Below are 20,839 nucleotides of genomic sequence, written 5' to 3' on the forward strand. Positions count from 1 at the left end.
TAACTATCTGATTTTACTTAACGAGTTTCATGTTTTTTAATTCTGAAAGACTGCCATTGTAGGCGAAGCACCAACTGTTTTTTGGTCAAGTAATTCACCAGTGGTGTCGTATATTTTCATAAGACCTGCTCCCACTACGCTTTCTGCAACAAAAACATAAATATTGTCATTAACAGGATTTACTGTCACTCCTTTTGCCCCGGAAATATTGCTAATTAGAGGTTCGGCACCAAAAGTCTTTCCGGCAACATCAAATTCTGATATAGCACCAGACAGGTTCCAGTTTCCCTCCTGATCCTGAACATAGGAAGCAGCAGTCACATAAATCTTACTAAAATCTGAATTAGCTGCCATGATAGAAGCATATTCAGTACTAATACCAGATAAAGGATAAACAGTTTCCAACTCATCAGTTGCGGTGTTAATATATCCCAGACCAGTATCATTGGACGGTTTGGTATAAGTGTTTAGCAAGGAAACGTATAGATTACCGGTTTTATCTTTCAAGAAATAAGAGGAAACTGCTGGTGTAACAATATATGAAACGGCCTGATCATCTAGATTGATTACTGCCACGCTATCTCTGAAATTTAAAGCTGCATATAATTTTCCATTGGCAATCTCGACGCCTTCAGGTCCTCCGGGTAAATCGATCTTTTCTTCTACAGTTGAAGTTTTCAGGTTGTATTTTGCAATGTAAGAATCAGGCATCACATCCCAGTCTGCATTTTCACCCCAGCATGAGATATACAAATAGTCTCCATTCGCAATACAAGCTCGTGGCTTTTCAATTTGATCTGTTACTCCATTCAACGTTTGTACAAACAATGGATCGACTGTAATAAGCTGATCTGGAGCATTGCCCAATAAGAAGATCTGCTCATCTTTTTTGTAGGCATACTGCACATTGGAAAGTAACTCAAATCCCGGATTTTGATTTTGATAGTAAAGGTTTGTTAAAGCATCAGCATCGTAGTCATACTTTGAGATACTTGCACCGCCAGCATCATAATTCCCAAAATTTATCACGTAACATCCTTTGATGAATTCACTTGAATATGGATTCGGCTCCGGATCTTCTTCATTACAAGAACTTAATACGGCAAGAGCAAAAAACAGAATTGTAAAATATTTCAAAAACTTTTTCATGAGGTTATAATTTGGATTTTAAATAATATTCAAATTGGTTGAAATGCTAACTCGGAAATTTCTTCCGGGCATCGCGTAATATCGTTCGTTTTGATAATTGACATCCAACAGGTTATTGATTGATAATGACAACCGGAATTGGTGTTTGTTAATCTTCAATTGACGAACAAACCCACAATTTGTCAGGAAATATGAATCAAGCTCATAACCGATATCATCTGAAAAGCGACTTCCGGTATAACTTCCGTCAGCATAAATTTGCCATTCCTTGTATTTCATCATCAAAAAGGCATTTGCCATATGTTTAGGCACATAAATTAGCTGTTGTCCGGTTACTCCAGTTTGTGAGTTTGTTTCGACTGCTTCCACCGGATTATAGTTGTAATTAGCACGTAAGTTGTATTCAATTGCGCCTTTCGTAATGGTAGTGTTTGACTGGAATTCGATTCCCTTACTAACTACTTCCATTAGATTTTGAGCTTGCCAAACGCCAAAGTTCCGCCATTCAATCCAGTTTTTAATATCCATATAAAAGGCATTCAGCTTAAGGTTTGACTGAAAATTATCGTTACAAAATGTGTAGTCTAATCCAAGTTCATAATTCGTCCCTTCTTCAGGTTTCAGATTTGGATTTCCCTGTGTTCCCCAATAACGGTCGTTAAAAGTTGGAATACGATAACTTCTGGAAATATTCCCGTTCAATTTAAATACAGAAACATCATTGGTATAAAGCCGGTATTCAGCTCCAAGAGACGGTGTAAATGGGGCTGAAAAATCAGTCACAAACATTTGACGCAAATTGATAGTCAATTTGAGTTTGTTCCATGCCGTAAAAAACGAGGAAGCAAAAACATCAAGCTGCTGTTCAAAATCTATATTCTCTGATGAATAAGCGTATACTTCCGGTACAATGTACTTGTATTTGATACCACCACGGTAACCAAAATTGCTATTAAAATCCTGTTTTAATTCCAGATCAGCAATCAAACGGTCAGTTCCAATCTGCTGAGAATTATCTTTGTTATACACCTGTTTATCGTGAACATATCCCAAACTAGCCAGGTAACGAAGTTCATTCTTATCATTCCGATACTGCACCCATGCTCTTACATGCTTATTGTCAAGATCTTCAGTAGTAGTGTAATCTATGTTAGATTGCATATTTGGCTGAATTTGATTCCAATTATGCTCAAGCCAAATTGCAGATTTTAGATACTCATTTTGATGAAAACGATAGTTCAATTCCTGCACGATTCCCATATTTTCGACGCTCGCCCCATGTTGAGTATCATCAATTGGGTTCCTGTTCTCAATATCTCCTGTATATATATTTTGAAAAGGGAAATTATTTTCTTTGAAGTAATAATAAGCCCTGGTTACCGCTTCAAATTTTCCGTTTCCAGTAAAGATTTTAGTCCCATAAAGTTGCTCACCAAACGATCCCTGAGAAACTGTTGCTTTCACCTTTAATCCATCAGTCCAATTTCCATTCATCCCTAAATAGATTGAACCACCAATAGACCCCGAGCCATTTACTGCAGAAGAACTTCCATATTGCAAACTCAGGCCATCAAACAAATAAGTTGGAATAGAAGACATGTTGGAATGCCCCAAAGTGAGTGAATTAATATTGATGCCTCCAAAATTGATGGAAGTATGATCTGGAGCAGTTCCTCGTATACGAATGGTTGATAATCCACCCGCATTGGATTTGATATATATCGGAGTGAATCGCATCAAAACATGATCCAGTCCACCCTCCTGTGAAAATTGTAATTGCTCATTCGAGATAGACTCCAGCTTGGCACCAGCCTGATACTTTTTAACAGCAGCATATGAAGTAACCTCGTCCAACATAATAGTATCCGAGATACTCGTGTGCTGGGCAAACAGACCACAAACTGATAGGACACCTAGTCCCGATAAAATTAACCTTCTCATTTCTAATTCAGTAGAATGAGCTTAGGATTAAGATTGTGAAAAATAGTAGATATTATTCACTAGCTTTATACCCGAAGCTTTTGTTCATATTCAAATTGGACTTTGGCAGGTCTTCTGGCTCACCTTTCTTTCTGATGCCTTCCCGTTCGTCAGATGACGGACAGTGGCTGGAGTTTCAGAAAGATGTTTTAAGGCTTACAGCTGCGGGTACAGCTCCGGATTCTAACCGGATTCCCTATTCATCCTGATCCGGCAGTCGCCGAATCGTTGGAACCAAATCCGTGACAAATGTAGAAATAATTTTGCTTTGAAAAATATGTTTTATGAAAATCAATAGCTAAAATTAATCCGCAACCCAACCAAAAAGTGTTCTTTCTGATCAAGCCCAACAGGATCAATCCACTGAAGATGAGGCGAAAGATAAACCCACCGATTGAACTGATTGCTAATGTAAAGTTCAGCTAACTTTTCATGTTCACTTTGAGCAAATGGCTTGGTTTCTCCAAAAGCCAGTCCAATATTAAACTCCCGGGTTAGAAACAATTGCTTAAAACCAACACCCGCAGACCAGGCTTGTTCAATTCCAAACCACTCAGCCAACTCCTTCTCATTTTTAGCATATCGACCAAAAACAGTGAATGATCCGGCAATTAATTCATCAGCTGAAATGCCAAACCCACGGCTGTCCCCGGCAGCCGGATGTTCAAATCCATAAATTCGAAAGTTGGCCTCCCAACCTGTTTGTGGAAAAAGCATAAAGCCTGTTTCTGCAATTTTGAAATGATCATGCATCAAATCATTGCCAGAGTTATCCAAACTATTTAACCCGAATTGAAAGTAGAAACGACTCAAAAATGAAGTACGCAATCTGATTCCTGGCGAATTTATGGGGGCAGGCAAGGCTGCACTATTTACAAAAGCACCGCTTAAAAATTGGGAGGTTTCATCATTGGCATGCAGATTATTATCAAAGTAATTAGTGACGTCTATTTTGCCAATATTAACTGTAAATATATCTTTCATTGCCCGAAATTCTGCCCATGCCTCCAACACCACCAAATGATCAATCCCTTCCGGACTTTGGGTGGTACCACCGTCCGCATTTAATCCGGTTAAATTAGGGATGAGCTGATCAGGACCATTCCCTCCAACTGCCTCCAAATCAAAAAATAAAATAGTATGCTGCCCAAAACTGGTGAACGCAAAAATATCAAAAGACCCTACTCCTTGGTAATTGGCATCTTTCATCGGTTCTACCTGAAAACTAGCTGTTGCCACTCCATTAAATTGAAGCTGTCCATCGCGTCTGGTAAGCGCCTTAAGCAACTCATCAACCTGCTTTCGTTTTGAGCGCTGAGCCTCTGGAATATCTGCATTTTCATCCGCTTCAAATAATCCAAAAAACTGATTGATTAAGGTACTATCATTTTCGTCGGTATCGCCTTCAAACACAATCGACGATCGCCCGGAAAAAGGCAGGAAAAGAATTAAAATCAGTATGATCAAATTTGACCGAAATCGCATAATCTCTGCTTTATTTTGAAAACAATCTTCATGCAATTTAGATCATTCTTCCTCAAAGTACACCGTTTTTCATAGTCTCTTTTAATCTATATCTTTATGCAAGATAATTATCAATCTGTTATCTTAATTCGTATTCCTGAAGATGAATTTAAGTCAATCAGAATTTAAGCAAATCTATTTCGAATATTTTAAAGTGCTGTGTCTGGTATCGTATCGGTGCATAAATGATATGGATAAAGCTCAGGATATTGTCCAGGAAGTTTTTATGAATCTTTATGAAAACATTGACAAGAAAGAGATATCGGGTGAAATATTCACCTACCTCAAAAAGGCAGTCTTCTATAAAAGCATTGACCTGATCAAAAAAGAACAAGCTCAAAACAAATACCTCGAATCGCTTCGATCAGAATATCATTTAATCGAAATGGAAAACTTGTTTGATCAAGCCAAACTCGAGCAAACTATCTATGAAATCGTAGGTAGTTTACCTGAACAATGCCAGCAAATTTTCTTAAAAAGTAGGCAGGAGAAAAAAACAAATAAAGAAATCGCAATAGAATTAAATATTTCAGTACGAACCGTAGAGTCGCATATTTTCAAAGCAATAAAGAAATTAAAAGCAGGATTGAAAGAACATTTAACCAAGATAATTTTCACTTTTATTTAAAAAATTCACATTTCGGGTAAGTAGTCCTCATGGTTTAATCGACTAATAAATGAACGCATGAATAAGAAGAAGAAAAATGTTAGTGACCAGCAGCTATTCCACTTTTTAAATAATACAGCTAATGAAGAGGATATCCAGCAAGTAAAAAACTGGATTAGGGCATGTCGTGAACATAAAGCTTACTTCGACAAGTTTAAACAAGCTTTTGATACTGCAGACTCATACGAGCTGTATAAATCAATAAATGTTGATAACCAATGGGAATCTTTTAATCAAAACACAATGAATAAAACCGAAAAACGTGGATTATTTTATTTGAAAGCAAATTTGGTAAAAATTGCCGCAGCTTTCATTCTCATCTTTGGAGCAAGCTTTTTAGTCTATTATTTATCATCACCAAAACTCCTCGTCTACGAATTTTCGGAGGCAAACCCTTTTGTCCATTTACCTGATTCCTCAATCATCTATTTGAAACCAGATGCAAAAGTCACCACACATCAACAATTTGACCGTGGAGTTTCTTTGGAAGGAGAAGCATTCTTTTTTGTCAAATCCAATCCAGAGCAAATATTTACTGTCAATTTAAAAAACTCGAAAATTCAGGTACATGGGACTACATTCCGTGTGAACACTGGAATAAAAACGAAAGTAGAACTTTACGAAGGAAATATCAGCTTTATAACCCCCGTTGACACCGTAGATTTAAAAGTTGGAAATGGGTTGACTTACAATCCAAAAACGAATGAGATTGATCTTGAACAATCCACTGATACTGCAACTTTTATTCATCTTCGAGACGCCGACCTGAAAGAAGTTTGTAAAGTGTTAGAGCAACGATATCAGTATAAAATTACTATTTCCCCTGGCATCAGAAATATTAAGTTTACATTTTCAATCACCCCTACAACTACATTAACAGAAATTTTAAAAATTCTAAGGTTAGCATCTCCATTAGACTTTACAATAGAAGATCGGCATATTACTATAAAACCCAAAGAAGAAGAAGTTAATCCATTCAGGATGTAGCATCAAGCAAACTACTTTGACTTTTTCATCATCTTCTCACTCACCAGAAAGATCACTGGTTTATTGGAAAATGGATTAGTTCGCGTGATAACCGGCGTTTCATAAACTGCTTCAATGATTTCAAAATTCAAGACTTCTTCCGGTGAACCCTGTGTGAAAATTTTACCCTGATTAAAAAGGATAAGTTGGTCACAATACTCCGATGCCAGGTTCAAATCATGAATAACCATCAGCACGGTAAGTCCCATCTCCTGGTTGAGACGGTGCAATAAATCGAGAATCTTCACCTGGTGAGTGATATCCAAATGAGACGTAGGTTCATCCAATAAAAGTAATTCGGGTTGTTGAGTAAGCGCACGGGCAATGGCTGCACGTTGTTGCTCGCCACCACTGAGTTCAGTCATCAATTTATCCTTGTACTGAATGACGTCCGTGAGTTCCATATACTTTTGAGCAAGCGAGATATCTTCTTTGGTTTCAAAAAAACGGAACCGTCCATGATAGGGAAGCCTACCCATCAACACATAATCTTCGACTGTGATTTGATCCAAATCGGTGAACTGACTAACTACCGCAATGCTTTGCGCACGCTTACGAAGCGACAACGATTGAATGTTATTTTCTTGAAGTGAAACCTGACCTGACAGCGTTGGAAGCGCTCCGGTTATTCCTCGAAATAAGGTCGTTTTTCCAGAACCGTTGGGCCCAATAATGCCGGCAAAAGTACCCTTCGATAACTCAAACCCGATTCCCGAAAGTTTAAAACCTGAATAACCACAGGAAAAATCTGCTATGTCGAAAAATATATTTTTCATGTCAGTTTTTCCTTTTTTGATGACTCATTAAAAAGATGAAAACAATGCCACCAACAATCCCGGTGATCACACCAATTGGCAATTCGTTTGGTGAGATAATGGTTCGAGCTACCACATCAGAAAGTACCAAAAACGAGCCACCCAATAAAAAGGAACTGGCAAGCAAAATTCGGTAATCGGTACCAAAAAACAACCTCAACAAATGAGGAATAATTAAGCCCACAAAACCAATCACCCCGGAAACCGATACACAAATTCCAGCCAACAAAGAGGCAAGCACAAAAAGCACCTTTACCGCAACATTGGTATTAATCCCCAAGTGCAATGCCTTTTCTTCACCCAACCGAAGGGCATTTAGCGGCTGCACAAAAAGGTAGGACGCAAACAATACTACAATTCCTGCTATGAATGTCAGCCAAATCAGGAAATTGTCTGGTTCATCCAGCGAGCCCATGATCCAGAAAACGATGCCATGCAGGTTTTCAGAACTGCTGATTGCCATTAAAAACATCATTGCCGAAGATGCCACAAAACTCACCATCACCCCGGTAAGCAACATGTTTTGTATATTGACAGAACCCTTTCTGGAACTAATTGTGTAAACTAAAAAGATAATTAAAAATGCGCCGGCAAATCCTGAAACAGGAAGCATATACGATCCCATGGTTAAGTGCAGGCCCAATACAATGGTAGTTGCCACTCCCAATGATGCTCCACCAGATATGCCCAAAGTGAACGGCTCAACCAATGGATTTCGGTAAATCCCCTGCAAGATAACTCCCGCCAAACTTAACGAGCCACCAACCGCCACTCCCAGAATAATTCGAGGCAAACGAACCTGGGTAATCAGCATGTATTCCATAGACTCCGTGTCTCCACCCTGGAAAACCATTTTTAAGACTTCTCCCAATTCTAGCTTTAGCTCCCCGGATGACATTGACACCAGGATTGAAAAAATCAACAAAGCCAGTAATCCGGCCAAGGCAAACAGCCACCCTATGTGCTTCTTTCGTATCAATTTATTCTGAATAAATATGGTCGATCATTTCTTGCAATGCCTCCACAAATAGAAGCGGTGTCGGACTACAGGTTTTTTCCTGATCCATTACAAACACCTTTTTGTTTTTTACAGCACTTAATTGAGAATATTTTTCCCAGGATTGCTTTTCATCAGCACTCAAGGTACCCATCAATAAAATGAAAATCACATCCGGATTGCTGATCAATACTTTCTCGCGGGTGATACTTCCAATTTGAAAATCGGAAGCTATGTTTTCCCCACCTGCAAAATCAATAAAATCTTGCATGAACGTATTTGGCACAGCGGTAAACAATGGATTTGCACCAATCTGCATGAAAATTTTTGGCTTCTTTCCAGTGTTAGGAACCCGTTTTTTCAATTCCTCAATTTCGCTTTTTGCATCTGCCACAATTTCCTCTGCTTTGGACTTTTTACTAACCTTCTCACCCAAAATGACCAAATGCGAACACAAGTCCTCAAAGGATTTTGGATAACTGAGATACATCGTTTCGATGCCCAGCTTTTCAAATGTTTTTATAGTTTCAGGCGTAGTTAGCGAACTGGCAATCACCAAATCAGGCTTAAGCATGATGGCTTTTTCAAAATTCACCTGGATGGCCGAAGCCACCACCTCCGCGTCCTCTGGCTTGTCAAGCAAACAAAAACTGGTACAACCAACCAATAAATCATCCGCATCCAGCAAATACAAATACTTGGTCACCGATGGCACCAGACTGATGATCCGTTTGGGAGTTTGTGCAAAACTACCAATCGATAGAAACAGCAAGGCAACAAGCAAAAACCGACTAAAAAGCGGATATTTTTTATCCTTCATTTTTTGGCACTTATGCCCTCGAGAAGATGGATTGGAATGAAAAACGTTCCAACGATCTTTTTTCCCCGAAGATCCGGTTAAACAATTTTGCTTCGGCAGGTCTTCTGGCTTACCCTCCACGAATGCCTTCCCTCCCGATAAATCAGAAAGTGGCGCAGATTCCGTGGAATCAAACGGGTTTTACAGCAGCGGGGACTGCTCCGGATTTTCACCGGATTCCCTATTAAGGCCTGACCGGATTAATGATCATTGGCCACCAACGCATTGCAAAAGTAGAAATTTATTTTGGGAAAGATAACTCAGTTGAATTTTTAGTCAGCACATAAAACCTGATTCTACAAATTCACCACCTTATCAGCCACCTTTTGGAGTTCAATAATATCCATCATCGTTCCAGCGATGCCAACTTCCATTTTATCCAGTAAATCAAAATGCTTTAGGCAGGTTTTGCAAGCCATTAATTTCACACCTTTCTGCTCCAGTATTAGAAGAATTTCAATAGCCGGCGAACCGCTGCAAATAAGATTGACACCTCCGTTGTAAAAGGCAATTACCTTGGGAAGTTCCTTTTCTTCACTAAGTAGGGTAAAGTAGTTTTTAATCAGTAGCTGGGCCAGTTGTTCATCACCTGATCCCATACCATTTTGGGTGATCTGTAGTAGGGTGTTTTTTAGAGTAGACATTCACTTAATTATTTAGATATTTATTTCTCTCAATTTTTATTTCTTCGAGATAGCGTTCCTTCACCAATGGCTTTGGATGCTGACAAAGATAAATCTCTGTCCCGTTCTCGCGAAAATAAGGATCGTCAACATTTCCTTTATAGGTCACTTTTTCAAAAAAAGTTGGCAACAGAGTCTCGGGATTATTATCAGTCCATAATGGAGAATGGACCCAAATCACATAATCCCCTGAAAGACTGTCGGGCGACCAAAATGTAAAACTATCATTGAAACAAATTGGCTGTGGTAGATGATGCTTCTTTCCATAAAACATGACTGCAGCAGCTTGCCCATAATTGTAACAATAAACGTCGCAACTTTTACGGCCATTTTCATCCAATTCCAGAAATACGGTATTTACTTTTTTCCCCAGTTGCTCCCAACCTGTCATGTCTGCCATATCCTGCGGCAAATCATGATAAACACCATCTTCCCATCGATAAGCATCTTTCCTCAAAGCTTGTTCAAATGTAACAAAAGGGACTCCATCAAATGAAAGTGATCCATACAAGGCAACGAGCATAAACAAAACTAAAACGCCTGCTACTGGAAGCAGAAATCTACGAATGTATTTTTCAATATAGAAAGCACCAAAAGCAAACAATATTGGATATGCTCCAAGTGTGTAATAAGCCTTTCCACTACCGGCCATCAGCAGCAAAATGATGAAAATAAAAATCAGTCCAAATATCCTGAATTCTTTTTCTTTTCTCGCAAACAATAACACCAGTAATGCAAAAACCCAAATTAAAAGAGCATGAGCATTCATCAACAATTGTGCGATTGAAAACTCCAATCGATTCACATGCACCAATTGATTGTCATGCAATGCCGTAAGGTGATAAACCACCGGCCAATTATGCTGATACTGCCAAATAAGATTGGGCAGGATAATGATAAATCCAATGCCCGCTGCAGCCAGAAATTGTTTTGTCCAGATTAGATGTCGATGCTTGGAAAACAGCAAAGCCATTCCAAAAGCGGCATAGAAAAAAACGATGGAATATTTATTCATGAAGCCCAATCCGAATGCCAAACCAATCCATATCCACATTTTAGGATCATTACGATTGATCATTTTCAAAATGAGAAAAGAGGAAAGCAACCAGTAAAAATGATTGAAACTTACCGGCTGGAGCAAGGTGTTTGTATGCAAATAAGCCGGAGAAAGAATGTAGGCCAAACATGCCAGCAAAACTGCAACCCATTTCCCTCCAAGCTCCTTAACTGCCAGCCCAACAATTACCACATTTACAGCACCAATCAAAGCTGGGAAAAAGCGTAAGGCAAATACCGTATTTCCAAAAAAGAAAGTACCAACCTTCGCAAAAAACGCTATTGACGGCGGAACTGAAAAATATCCCCAAGCTAAGTGTTCACCGAGTGCATAATACAGGTATGCATCACGATGCAAGCCCAGATTGTGCATTGTAATGAAATGAATAGACAGTTTCAAAATTGCCAATGCCAGAATTAACTTCCACTCCAGTGAAAACTTGTCCTTTAAAGCGCTAATATTTTGAACTGGATCTTTCAGGACCTTAATTTTTGAACTTAGATTTGAGTTTATGGTTGTGCTAAGTTAGTGAATTGAAACCTACATTTTTTGATTTTTCAATTAGAAAATCCATTAAAAATCAAAAAGTTGAATCAAAAAATCCGATCATTTTAAATGACCGGATCTTGAAAGAATCTGCTATTCTAAATTAACTTTTGATGATTAAGCTACTTTCTCCCTCCCCATTGAAACCAGAACAATGATTAACACACGGGCAACGAGAAACACAAAAATACCGAATAAGGGATCGACCAATGCCATTTTCAGACCATCAGCTAAAAGTCGAGGGGTTAGTTCACCCTGAGCTGCAACTTTATCAAAAGCATCGATTAACCCAAAAGTTCGTCCCAAAAACCCCCACGCCACTGCAAACCAGGCAATGTGATTAATTAAAGAAACAGTTTTTCCGGGGCCTCCTTTCCGGACCATTTCTTTGATAAACAATCCAATAATAACCAACAACAAAATGAAGATGAGGTAAGTAAAGATGGGGCCACCATCATTAAATTTTCCGATTAGACCTGACATGATTTTAGGTTTTAAAATTTATACTTACTCAAATTTACAGGCAATTTCGTATGAACATTTTTTATTGCGATGGACGAACAATTTCATTCGGGATTCAGCACATTTAAAATTACAAAATGAAAATGGATCTACAACACACAACAACAGGCATTAAACTGGTTATTCATCGATAAAAAAAGGAGGATTGACGGATTTTAAGTAATATTGTTCTTATGAACTTCTGGAAAAAGATAAGACCAAAAATCATCTTGTTTCACCTGTTTTTTTGGGTGGCCGTTTGGTTTTTCTTTTATTACTTTTTCAGTTACAACTCCGACGATATTTTATACGTGACCTGGTTTTCCAGTTGCCTGTTACCAGTAACCATGATGGTCACTTATTTCGTGGTCTATTTTCTGATTCCCAAATACCTGCTCACAAAAGCTTATATTAAGTTTGCCTTGTACAGTTTTTACACCTTGGTTTTTTCTTCCTATTTGATTGTACTTGTGATTTACGGCTGCCTGATTTTCCTTCTCGCTTTTAATATTTCGGTGATGCCCCCAATGAGCAAAAATTTCCTTTTTATACTCATGCTGGTTTTCCTGGTTTCCGGAGTAATCAGTTTTGTCAGCTTGCTTAATCACAATTTCAAAACGGTATCGCGCAACAAGGAATTGGAGAACAAAATACTGGCAACCCAACTACAATTGAAAGAGCAGGAATTGCATTACCTGAAGATGCAAATTCATCCTCATTTTCTATTCAATACACTAAACACCATTTATGGTTTTGCTATCAGGCAATCGAAACAAACGCCCGAAATAATCCTGAAACTGTCGAACCTGCTGGATTACATCTTATACCAGGTCAATAAGCCCAAAGTCAGTTTAAAAGAAGAGGTCCTGCATATCAGGGAATATATTGAACTGGAAAAAATACGCTTCCAGGATACTTTGCGGGTCATTTTTAAATCAACTGACATCGATGAAAACATCATGATTGCCCCAATGCTACTGATTCCTTTCATCGAAAATGCCTTTAAACACGGAAGCCTGGAGGAAGGATTTCTTCGAATTGAAATCATGATTTCAGTATCGGATAATCAACTTCAATTTGTTGTTAAAAACTCCTTCTTAGGAGAAGATGAAAACGGAGAAAAGAAAACAGGGATTGGATTGGAAAACATCCGTAAACGGCTGGAGTTACACTATAAAGAAAACTACAGGCTGAGTATTCACCAAACAGAGAAATGGTATACGGCTGAATTGTCTATCTTTAACTTAAACCTGCAGCAAAATGGCTAGAGCGACTCAATGCATTATTGTTGATGACGAACCGGTAGCTCGTGAGATTCTGGAAAATCATCTTTCCAGAATTGACTCGGTGGATGTTGTTGCCAGTTGTAAAAGTGCGATTGATGCATTTAATGTCATCAATGCCAATAACGTTGATTTAATTTTCCTCGACATCAATATGCCGGAGATTTCAGGCCTGTCTTTTGCTCGCTCCATCAATAAAGATATTAAAGTTATTTTCACAACAGCCTACCGGGAATATGCAATAGATGGATTTGACCTACAGGCAGTTGACTATTTGTTAAAACCCATTTCTTTTGAGAGGTTATTGCAAGCTATAAATAAGTACAGAAATGAAAACACACCCTCTGTTCTGTCTGAACCTGTAGAAATCACCCCGGAAAAAAGTGACTATTTCTTTGTGCGTGCCGACCGAAAAATGGTTAAAATCAGCTTCTCCGAAATCCTTTATATTGAAAGTTTGAGCGACTACATTAAAATTCATTTAAAAGACAAAACTGTCATAACACGCGAAACCATTACCAATATCGAAGCTAAACTTCCTCAAAACGATTTCATCCGAACCCATCGTTCCTTTGTTGTTTCCAAATCAGAAATTGACTCCTACACCAATGAATATGTTCAAATTCAAAAGAAGATTATTCCAATAAGTCGTGGATATAAAAAAGAAGTACTTGAGAAACTGGAAAATCACTAAAAAAGAGAGGCTGCCCTCAATGATAGGACAGCCTCAACTATTAAACTCTTTCCTCTTAAAAAATGCGCTTTTACTCTTTTATAATTTTCTTCACAATTGATTGATCATCATTGGACACTTTAACAAAGTACATGCCCGGTAAAACATTGTAAATATTAAAGGTTTCTTTTGCTGAACAATTTTCCCTTGAACCGATAATCACCCCATTTGCACTATAAATAACAACAGTGTAATCACCTGATTCCAGTTCGACACTAAACACATCATCTACAAATGTTGGGTAAACCTTAACTCGCTGATCAAGTTTCAATGAACTTACTTCAGTTGGTATATTTGGATCAGGATCTTCGCTGTCATTTAATCCATCACCATCAGAATCCGGATTCGTTGGGTCGGTTCCCATTGCTATTTCTTGCTCATCTGTTAGTCCATCATTATCGTCATCGGTATCCTGTTCATCAGCGATTCCATCCAAATCACTATCGGCAAGGATTTGCATTTGGGCAGAAGTTATCCCTTCATAATTTACATCGTTGATAACAACCTCAACCTCATAAATACCTGCATCGGTTGGAGCCACTTCTTCTCCATCATAAGTAATTATTACATCAAGGCCTTCAGGAGTGGTCGTAGCAGAGACCTCTTTAGGTGTCGCGTTGTAAACCACTATTAGATCATCTAAAGTGATGTTAGCCTGCGCTTTTTCAATAACCAGTATCCTTTCCTGCGTTGTTGCACTATAGTAAGTTGAACTACCGACCTGTGAAGCATAAATAGTACAAGTCCCGGCCCCAACGATATGCACCAAACCACTCTCTATGGTAGCAACTTCTTCATTTGATGATGTATAATTAACCGTTAATCCCGATGAAGCTGTTGCATTAGGGTTAAAATCCCCGTCACCATATACCTTTGCTTCAAACTCCGGGAAAGTAATGTATTGGTTCCTCTTGCTTGTCGTGAAGGTTTTTACCTCACCGTATGAAGTCCCGACAGAATTAGCCGCATAGGCTTTTACATAATAGGTCGTATTTGCGGACAACCCATTAATACTTTCTGAGAAGCTTCCATCACCGGTCCCGTTGCTATTGGCCGTAACACCTACATCCTCAATTTCAGGATCGGTATCGGATGAGGAATAAACAACCCCCCGTTCGATAACCGCTGCCCCTCCATCATCTGAAATATCCCCGCCCAGGATTGCTGAGCTGCTATTGTAAGTTGAAATATTTGAGGTCGAGATCGTTGGCGGTGCGCCATCATCGTTAAGTATTGTAATAGTCGCTTCATCAGTAATATCAACAGAAAAAGTAGTTGAAGCTAAATTGCTTTGACTAATTGTTAAAGTCTCATTAGATTCAGATTTTGTATCAACTGTTGGAGTTACCGTAAAGCTCTGCGTTTCACCCGCTGTTCCTGCAAAGGTCAATGTTTGACTACTTAAGGCAGTGTAATCGTTGTCTGCAGTTGTTGCGGTTCCATCACTTGTACTAACATCCACTGTAAAACCACCTTCGACCTCGAAATCAAGCGTAGCTGTAAGAGTAACCGCCCCGTCATCTTCATTGCCGCTTACGTCAGCGATTGTAACAGCTGCTGTATCGTCATTGTCAATAGTTAATATGGCTCCGTCCGTGATGTTTACCGCCAAAGTAGTACCGCCTAAACTTGATTGGCTTATTGAGATTGTCTCATTTGCTTCCAATTTAGTGTCGGCAGTGGGTGTAACAGTGAATGTCTCAGTTTCACCGGCTGTACCTGCAAATGTTAACGTTTGACCCGAAACAGCCGTGTAGTCACTATCAATAGTTGTTGCTGTAACATCTGCTGTATTTACCTCAACCGTAAAACCACCTTGAACCGCATAGTCCAGTGTTGCTGTCACAGTAATTGCACCGTCATCTTCATTTCCGCTAACATCGGCTATCGTTACCGCGGCTGCATCATTGTTGGTTATTGTATAGGTATGAACCGTATTCGTACCTAAAGTTGCATTAGTCGGATTGGAGAGTGTTACAATCACTGTCTCATTTGCTTCCAAAATAGCATCATCAACAATACTTGCAATGGTAATATTCTTTGATGTTTGACCAGCATTAAAAGATAAGACACCATTTACAAGTGTATAATCTGCTCCGCTACCAGCTGCAGTTCCAGTCACCGTATAATTGACAGTGACAACTGAACCGCTGGTCGTATTTAAGGATACTGCAAGATCAGCAGAACTTACACTTTCGGCACCACTTGAAGTAGTGCTGTCAAAAGCAACAACCGGCAAAACATTTTTTGTTTCTGTATCCGTTGTTGCTGATCCGGTATTTCCACTGGCATCAGTAAGGGTCACGCTCAGGGTAATTGTCCCATTATTTAAGCCAGATAAATCGATTCCTGAAATGGTCTCATTCGAACTGCTAACTGTGGATGATCCCGTAACATTCGTCCCGCCACCATTACTGCTAAACGTATAATTGTATGTTGCTCCAACTTCTGCACCTGAAAAGGTGAAACTTACAACATCAACGTTTGCATTCCCAATAGGGCTTTGGTTAATCACCACTGAATAACCCGTTGGAGCTGAAGTATCAATCGTAATAGCCAAAGCAGAAGACGCTGAACTTGTATTTCCTGCTGCATCAGTGGCAGTGGCCGTAATGTTATGACTGGTAGCCGTTAATGCTCCGCTGGTAAACGACCAGTTTCCACTGCCATCTGCTGTAGTGGTTCCCAAAGCTCCATCGACTGAAGAAATGATTGTAACAGTTGAATTGGCTTCCGCAGTTCCTGTAAAGGTTGGGGTGGTATCACTGGTAATGTTATCTGTTGATGATGTACCTGTATCTGAACCTGTTGCTAAATCAGGTGTTGATGGTGCCGATGGTGAAGAAGTATCTATCGTTAGAGCCAAGGCTGAAGACGCTGAACTCGTATTTCCTGCTGCATCAGTGGCAGTGGCCGTAATGTTATGACTGGTAGCCGTTAATGCTCCGCTGGTAAACGACCAGTTTCCACTGCCATCTGCTGTAGTGGTTCCCAAAGTTCCATCAACTGAAGAAATGATTGTAACAGTTGAATTGGCTTCCGCAGTTCCTGTAAAGGTTGGGGTGGTATCACTGGTAATGTTATCTGTTGATGATGTACCTGTATCTGAACCTGTTGCTAAATCAGGTGTTGACGGTGCCGATGGTGAAGAAGTATCTATCGTTAGAGCCAAGGCTGAAGACGCTGAACTTGTATTTCCTGCAGCATCAGTAGCTGTGGCTGTGATGTTATGACTGGCATTAGTTAAAGTACTGCTGGTAAACGACCAGTTTCCACTGCCGTCGGCTGTGGTGGTTCCCAAAGAACCAGCGACTGAAGAAATGATTGTAACGGTTGCATTAGCTTCTGCAGTTCCTGTAAAGGTTGGGGTGGTATCATTGGTAATGTTATCCGTTGATGATGATCCGGAATCTGACCCCGATGCTAAATCAGGGTTTGAAGGAGCAGATGGTGCAACTGTATCTTTCGTTTCTGTATCAGTTACCAAAGATCCCGTATTTCCATATATGTCAGTCAAAGTTACAGACAGCGTAATTGTTCCATCACCCAGACCACTCAAGTCAATTCCTGCGATTTGATCTGTCGCAGTTGCTATGGTTCCGGATCCTGTTACTGGTCCTCCACCTCCCGAACTGGAAAGAGAATAATTATATGTAGCTCCCACTTCTGCACCGGCAAATGTGTAACTCACAGAATTTTTATTCCCGGAATTAATCTGACTCTGGTCAATGGTCGCTGAATAACCGGACGGCGGATTCGCATCCTCATCTATAATATTAAGAGTTACTTGTTGAGTTCCATCTTCCGCTGCGTTGGTAGGTGTCCCCATATCAATGATGATCGTCTCATTTCCCTCTTCTATACCGTCATATTGTGAGGTAACCCGAATACTATCCATCGTTTCTCCTGGAGATAGTGTAATTGTAGTCCCGGTTACTGAGAAATCGGTTCCGCCGCCGGTCGCTGTTCCTGAGAATGATACCGGAATTGAAACTGTAACCCCAGCTATGGCATTAATTTTTCCTCTAATGTATGCCTGCCCGCCACTCTCATCTGCAATCGGATTATAGAAGGATAGAATTTCCAAAGTAGCACTTGGTTTAGTGTCGTCGTCTGTAATGGTATAAGTCACTTGCTGGGTTCCATCTTCAATACCATTGGTAACCCCAGCAATATCTATCACCACTGTTTCATCACCTTCGTACAGCGCATCGGGGACATTGGTTAAATTGATTGTACCTTCGGTGCTACCTGCCGGAATACTTATTGAAGTGCCGCTTATAGAATAATCAACACCACTGCCAGTAGCCATACCCGAAAACCCTAGATTAACAGTTACAATAGCTCCATAAGAATTTGAAAGTGTTGCTTTTACAATATTGCTTGTTGTGACACCCTCAAGCCGTGAGGTCGTGTTCATTGAAAGCGATACCGTAGGTGTCGGAATAACATTTAAGGTTGCGGTATAAGTTGAGAGACTGTAGTCTGTTCCATCATTCACATCAAAAGTAAAAGAGGTATTTGTAGTGCCATTGGTATAATACTGAAGATTTCCAGCATCTAAATTTGCTTTTGACACTTGGTCGTTATTTGATAATTCTTCCCCTCCGTCATAAATATCATCGCTATCAGCATCAACAAACAAAGTGCCGCTTGCCGGAATTGCTGTTACCCTAATATGATTAATTGGATCACTATCTGCGTCAGAGTATCCAAAATCTGAAGTTGAAAAAGTATAAACCAGATTTTCATAAGGACCTGATGAAGAAGAAAAGCTTGAGGCTGTTGGTGCTATATTAGGTACTGCAACTGTCCAAAGTGAAAAGCTATCAATGTTATTTAAAGTAAGTGTGTTGGCTTCAGTATCGACTGTGGAAGAAGACTGATTTGTCCAGATAGTTCCGCTATCGGTTGACTTAAATAGCTTCAATGATGATTCCGTTAGGCTATTCAACTCACTATCAAGATAACTAAATGCTAAAGTAGCATTCAGCCCACTGTTATTGGTTGGAATAATATTGAATTGCCTCAACACACTCATGGAAAGCGAGCCTCCTGCCTGATAGTGAGTACGAGTAATTGTGGTTGATCCCATATCGGATGAAGTAGTGACTACAGCACCCAAGCCAGCTACATTCTCAGCATTGATATTATTTAAATTTCGGGTTGTCGTGATTGATCCACTAGTTCCCGAGAAAACACCTCCTGTTTCCACTAGGTTCCCCCGGGAACCAATTGTAATTGTTTTACCATTTAGCCCCATATCTTTGCCAAGAACAAGGTTCCCATTTACAGTCAAATTAGAGCTAAGAGTTGGATTTGCTCCTGAAGAAATTAATAAATCTTTGACAGTTGGCGTTCCGGAAATCGTGGTTTCATAGCCTCCATCCCACTTATAAATCCCCACATTTGATGTCGATACAGGTACCCCGTTGCTCCAGTTGGAAGCAGTGCCCCAATCGCTACTGGTTGTTCCAAGCCAAGTGGTAAAAACATCTGAAGAAACCCAGGCTGAATTAACCATATTTACCAGTGTTCCATTGTTCCCATTGGAAGTTGCATCGTAAAGAGTTGTTCCTTCTGTTTCATTAAACTGATAATAGGCAACCAACCCACTTTCATCACCAATAAGAGTTGTACACATATTTTCATGAATCTCTGATGCAGTTCTTGCATCGGACCATACCCTGACTTCATCTAAATGAATGTTGGACTCATAATTTGTCGACAATGTTGCTCCTAATCTTATTCCGTTGTTACTAGGCGTATATGATCCTGAGGGTGTTGTGGTCTGCATAAGTTTTCCATCCTTGTAAAAAATCGTATTTGTCCCATCATATATACCTGCAATATGATGCCAATTATCATCTTCAAGATCAACATAAATGTCCCCTCCTGATAACTGAGATCCAAAAATCATTACCCTAGTGCCCTCGTAGAGCATAAAATACCAATCGTTGGCTGTCTGTCCGGCACCAGTATATCTTCCCTTGTCAATAACTCCATCCCAACTCGTAGCATTAGCATCAGCCTTCACCCAGAACTCTACTGTGAAGTTGTTATTATTAAGAGAGGCATCATTGGGAATATCCACATAATCATCCGCCCCATCAAAATCCAGGCAATTCTTTGGTCCGTACATGTCTAATGAAGGTACCCATTCTTCTCCGGTCATATTATTCAAAACACCAATATGACTCCCTTTACTATCGCTTAAAGTAGTCCCTGATGGTTCGTTGAATTGGTAATAAGCTACCAGATTACTTTCAGATGCAGGATCAGGTAATTCCCGGTATATATTCTGGCGAATTTCAGTTTCGGTACGTTCATCATTCCAAATACGGACTTCATCAATTTTACCATCTGTAAAATATTGAGGTAATCCTTCCGTTGCTCCGGCACCAATCCGTAAAGGAGAGGAGGGATTTGATGCGTAAGTCACTGATTTTGTACCTACAAGTACTCCATTCAGATAAACCTTCTTCGTGGTTCCATCATAAACACAGGCAATATGAGTCCAATTGCCAGTTGAAACAGTGTAAGACGGTCTAAAATAATCCCAATCTTCTGAAACAACTCCGCTTCCAGTCTGAAATTCGATTTCACCAGTACTGGCTATATACATAGAATATCCATATCTGGTAATGCTTGCTTCATATCGTGAACTTACGATTGCTTCATCTTTTATAGCATCAACATTTACCCAGGCTTCAACGGTAAAAGCAGCAGGATTAAGCGCAGCACTATAGTCAACTTCCACGTAATCATCCGTCCCATCAAATTGCAAGGCATTGTTCTGGGCAAAACCAAAACCTGGCATGATAAGAAATAACAATATACCCCAATATAAAATGGATTTTTTCATAATTATACTTCTATATTCTTTGTTAGTTAATTTTTGAAAACACAGATTTACCATTTCTCTGCCCGACAAGGCAGCCATAATTATTATGTTTTATCACTCTTTCTGCCTAACTATAAGCCTGATTATAATGTGTATTGAAATAAAATTATTTGTT

The 20,839-nt window shown here is 39.5% G+C and carries 14 protein-coding genes and 2 riboswitches; of the genes, 4 read left to right on the forward strand and 10 right to left on the reverse strand.

Translation table 11 applies throughout. From position 1 onward, the window contains the following. Positions 1–36 precede the first annotated feature (36 nt). The 3 genes from ACUNWD_RS04015 to ACUNWD_RS04025 form a co-directional block, all read right to left on the reverse strand. Complete coding sequence (locus tag ACUNWD_RS04015; protein WP_445586485.1) at positions 37–1,149, reverse strand: DUF5074 domain-containing protein; 1,113 nt, start codon at positions 1,147–1,149, stop codon at positions 37–39. A gap of 18 nt (positions 1,150–1,167) precedes the next feature. Beyond that, entirely contained in the window at positions 1,168–3,090 is a 1,923-nt protein-coding gene (locus tag ACUNWD_RS04020; RefSeq protein ID WP_445586486.1) for a TonB-dependent receptor, read from the reverse strand. An 87-nt stretch (positions 3,091–3,177) separates the two neighbouring features. After that, positions 3,178–3,383: riboswitch (cobalamin riboswitch) on the reverse strand. Positions 3,384–3,420: 37 nt separating this feature from the next. Then, complete coding sequence (locus tag ACUNWD_RS04025; protein WP_445586487.1) at positions 3,421–4,614, reverse strand: hypothetical protein; 1,194 nt, start codon at positions 4,612–4,614, stop codon at positions 3,421–3,423. Between the two features lie 142 nt (positions 4,615–4,756). Here ACUNWD_RS04025 and ACUNWD_RS04030 point away from each other — a divergent pair, with 142 nt between their 5' ends. Together ACUNWD_RS04030 and ACUNWD_RS04035 are read left to right on the forward strand one after the other, a co-directional pair. Continuing rightward, positions 4,757–5,281 (forward strand): RNA polymerase sigma-70 factor, encoded by a 525-nt coding sequence (locus ACUNWD_RS04030; protein ID WP_445586488.1) that lies wholly within the window; start codon positions 4,757–4,759, stop codon positions 5,279–5,281. 57 nt (positions 5,282–5,338) lie between these two features. Next, positions 5,339–6,307 (forward strand): FecR family protein, encoded by a 969-nt coding sequence (locus ACUNWD_RS04035; protein WP_445586489.1) that lies wholly within the window; start codon positions 5,339–5,341, stop codon positions 6,305–6,307. A gap of 11 nt (positions 6,308–6,318) precedes the next feature. On the opposite strand, the gene ACUNWD_RS04040 is transcribed toward ACUNWD_RS04035, so the two are convergent. The 6 genes from ACUNWD_RS04040 to ACUNWD_RS04065 form a co-directional block, all read right to left on the reverse strand. Next, a complete protein-coding gene (locus ACUNWD_RS04040) occupies positions 6,319–7,122 on the reverse strand; it encodes an ABC transporter ATP-binding protein (RefSeq protein WP_445586490.1) in 804 nt (267 codons plus the stop codon). Between the two features lies 1 nt (position 7,123). Beyond that, complete coding sequence (locus ACUNWD_RS04045; protein WP_445586491.1) at positions 7,124–8,140, reverse strand: FecCD family ABC transporter permease; 1,017 nt, start codon at positions 8,138–8,140, stop codon at positions 7,124–7,126. Between the two features lies 1 nt (position 8,141). Beyond that, complete coding sequence (locus ACUNWD_RS04050; protein WP_445586492.1) at positions 8,142–8,978, reverse strand: ABC transporter substrate-binding protein; 837 nt, start codon at positions 8,976–8,978, stop codon at positions 8,142–8,144. Between the two features lie 77 nt (positions 8,979–9,055). Beyond that, a riboswitch (cobalamin riboswitch) is annotated at positions 9,056–9,254 on the reverse strand. A gap of 59 nt (positions 9,255–9,313) precedes the next feature. Beyond that, positions 9,314–9,661 (reverse strand): DsrE family protein, encoded by a 348-nt coding sequence (locus ACUNWD_RS04055; protein WP_445586493.1) that lies wholly within the window; start codon positions 9,659–9,661, stop codon positions 9,314–9,316. Between the two features lie 4 nt (positions 9,662–9,665). After that, the gene (locus ACUNWD_RS04060) at positions 9,666–11,165 is read right to left on the reverse strand and encodes a glycosyltransferase family 39 protein (protein ID WP_445586494.1); all 1,500 of its coding nucleotides are present in this window, start codon (positions 11,163–11,165) and stop codon (positions 9,666–9,668) included. A gap of 255 nt (positions 11,166–11,420) precedes the next feature. Further along, a complete protein-coding gene (locus ACUNWD_RS04065) occupies positions 11,421–11,786 on the reverse strand; it encodes a MotA/TolQ/ExbB proton channel family protein (protein WP_445586495.1) in 366 nt (121 codons plus the stop codon). Between the two features lie 212 nt (positions 11,787–11,998). Here ACUNWD_RS04065 and ACUNWD_RS04070 point away from each other — a divergent pair, with 212 nt between their 5' ends. Together ACUNWD_RS04070 and ACUNWD_RS04075 are read left to right on the forward strand one after the other, a co-directional pair. Next, positions 11,999–13,072 carry a sensor histidine kinase gene (locus ACUNWD_RS04070; protein ID WP_445586496.1) on the forward strand — a complete coding sequence of 358 codons (1,074 nt, stop codon included), beginning with the start codon at positions 11,999–12,001 and terminating at the stop codon, positions 13,070–13,072. Next, complete coding sequence (locus tag ACUNWD_RS04075; RefSeq protein ID WP_445586497.1) at positions 13,065–13,781, forward strand: LytR/AlgR family response regulator transcription factor; 717 nt, start codon at positions 13,065–13,067, stop codon at positions 13,779–13,781. Before ACUNWD_RS04070 ends, ACUNWD_RS04075 begins: the two co-directional genes overlap by 8 nt. Before the next feature lie 70 nt (positions 13,782–13,851). Here the strand turns inward: ACUNWD_RS04075 and ACUNWD_RS04080 are convergent, their stop codons facing one another. Next, a complete protein-coding gene (locus ACUNWD_RS04080) occupies positions 13,852–20,685 on the reverse strand; it encodes an Ig-like domain-containing protein (RefSeq protein WP_445586498.1) in 6,834 nt (2,277 codons plus the stop codon). Between the last annotated feature and the right edge of the window lie 154 nt (positions 20,686–20,839).

The organism is Sunxiuqinia sp. A32, from assembly GCF_052690465.1.